General features: G+C 64.7%; 1 protein-coding gene. It reads left to right on the top strand.

The window, feature by feature from the left end:
- Positions 1-1,091: Ppx/GppA phosphatase family protein (locus EOB59_RS34835; RefSeq protein WP_164895864.1), on the top strand; the 1,091-nt coding region annotated here is incomplete at its 5' end.
- Positions 1,092-1,335 lie beyond the last annotated feature (244 nt).

Here is a 1,335-nt window from a genome sequence, read left to right as displayed (position 1 = left end):
GTCTCGAACTGGTCGACGTCGCCGGCGAAGCGATCGGCGACGGCATCACGCTGCCGCTGGGCGGCTTGCGCCTGCAGGACATGGCGAAGAACTCGCTGACTCAGGCGGCGAAGATCGCGCGTGACGAACTGGCGAAGGCCAAGCTGTTGAAAGGCGGGCAGGGCAGGCCCTTCTACGCCGTCGGCGGCACCTGGCGAAATCTCGCCCGGCTGCACATGGAAATGACCAACTATCCGCTTGGTGTCATGCACCATTACGAGATCTCGGCCGAAAGCGCGGCGAATTTCCTCAAGCAGGTGGCCAAAGCCGAGATCGAGAAGGTCAAGGGCATCGAAGGCGTTTCCAAGAACCGCCGTTCGCTGCTGCCCTATGGCGCCGTCGTGCTGCAGGAGATCATGGCGGCGATGCAGCCGTCGAAGATCATCGTCTCGGCGCTCGGCGTGCGCGAAGGCTTTCTCTATTCGCTGCTCGACGAGGCGGAGCAGAAGGCCGATCCGCTGATTTCGGCCTCGGAGGAGCTTGCACGCCTGCGCTCGCGCTCCGTCACCCATGCGCATGAACTTGTCGACTGGACCGCCAAAACCTTTGCCGCCTTCGGCATCGACGAGACCGAGGACGAGGCGCGCTACCGCCACGCGGCCGCATTGCTGGCCGATATCGGCTGGCGCGCGCACCCCGAATATCGCGGCAAGCAATCGCTCAACATCATTGCGCACGCCTCCTTCTTCGGCGTCGACCATCCCGGCCGCGCTTTCCTGGCCATGGCCAACGCCTATCGTCACGACGGCATTTTCAACGAAGCCATCGCCCCCGAGATCAAGGCGCTGGCGCCGCCGCGTTATCTGGAGCGGGCGCGCGTACTCGCCGCGATGATGCGCGTCGTCTACCTGCTGACGGCGTCGATGCCCGGCATCATGCCCAGGCTGAAATGGGAACAGCGCGCCAACGGCGTGCTGGCGCTGGTCTTGCCGGCGTCGCTGGCCGATCTCTATGGCGAGCGGCCGGCCGGGCGCCTGGCGCAACTGGCAAGGATAACCAACCGCCGGCTGGTGCTGGCTGTTGAGGGTGGGCCCAGCATGTCGGTGAAATAGGCGCTGGCTGGTAGCAGACCGTGTCTTATCTGACTTAAGCGGAGACCTGCCCGGTCGTCTCAGCGTTGGCGGCATCGCGTTTGTAGACCGGCTTCCCCCAATCCGTCGCTGCTTCGCAGCGCCACCTTTCCCCCCTCCGGAGGGAAAGGAAGGGAGCGTTGCTGGACGAGCGTTAACGGCAAAAGCTTGGCGCCTTTCCTCTACCCCGTCGATCGGGGGAGAGGTGGCTCGGCGAAGCCGAGAC

The sequence above is a fragment of the Mesorhizobium sp. M7A.F.Ca.MR.176.00.0.0 genome, assembly GCF_004023165.1.
GTDB lineage: Bacteria > Pseudomonadota > Alphaproteobacteria > Rhizobiales > Rhizobiaceae > Mesorhizobium.
This window is presented reverse-complemented; position numbering and strand designations above follow the sequence as displayed.